Below are 1,038 nucleotides of genomic sequence, written 5' to 3' on the forward strand. Positions count from 1 at the left end.
TTTTATAAATCGATTGGTGTCATTTTTTGATACTTTTCATCTGAAAATTTGCGCTCTTATCAGAAAAGTTTTAGTAAAAATCTTTGCCATCTTAATTTTACTCTTCAAAACAATTATACTGACTATTATCTTGATAAGCCCATAGATCAATGGCTATAACTTGTTCTGGATGGGTAAAATGTATCCAGTTAAAGAAAAGTAAAAAAATCTAATGGATAAGACATGTTTTACGCCAACAAGATAGAATATTGAGACCAAAATCACAAGAGTAGGACTCTCTTGAATTTATCATCATGGATGCTGAATAAATAAAATACAGGCATTGTTAGATGAATAATTCTGCAACGTATTTACTTGCTGCTTTACGAGAAAAAATAAAAGAAAAAGGCATTGGATATTCTGAGCTTTCTATTGGACTTGGAATCCCGCTTTCTACTATAAAAAGGCAGCTTCACAATACGTCTCTTGGTTTAGATAAAATCTTGTTGTACGCCACGCACCTTGATACGGATTTGGTTGAGTTATCCATGCGAGGTAAGCAGCTGCAGCAAGAGAGTGAACAGTTTATCACCGACACCAACAGTGAGATTTTCCATCAATATCCTCACTTATTTGATTTTCTTTATCTTTTGCGTCGACCTGAGTGGTCTTTAGAAGAGATCGCACGGAGATACCAGCTGAGTGATACTTCCGTTGCGCTCTATTTACGCGCGCTAGAAATGATGGATTACATTGAACTGAAAGGGGATAAACACTATCAATTTAAAGATACAGGCCGCTTTATTTTTGAAGAAGGTTCAAATTTAGACACGCTATTTGCACAGCGCTTTCGTGAAGAAGTGTTTAGCCACGATATTCGACCTCCAATTTGTGTTGGACGCATTGCGATTACCGAAGAACAAGAAGAAAAACTGGCAAATGAAGTGTACAACAAATTAATTGAGTTTGATGTTCAAAATAAAACCAGTGAAAACAGTCAACGACTAAAAAATGTTTTACTCACTTTTACGCCTGGTAATCAGATATTTTTGGCTGACA

Annotated in this window: 1 protein-coding gene; it reads left to right on the forward strand. The window is 35.6% G+C overall.

Annotated elements, in window-relative coordinates:
• Positions 1-329: 329 nt before the first annotated feature.
• The coding region (locus tag R7M72_RS26025; protein ID WP_318056584.1) for a transcriptional regulator at positions 330-1,038 on the forward strand (709 nt) is incomplete at its 3' end.

This window comes from Vibrio sp. YT-18 (assembly GCF_033337345.1).
GTDB lineage: Bacteria > Pseudomonadota > Gammaproteobacteria > Enterobacterales > Vibrionaceae > Vibrio > Vibrio alginolyticus.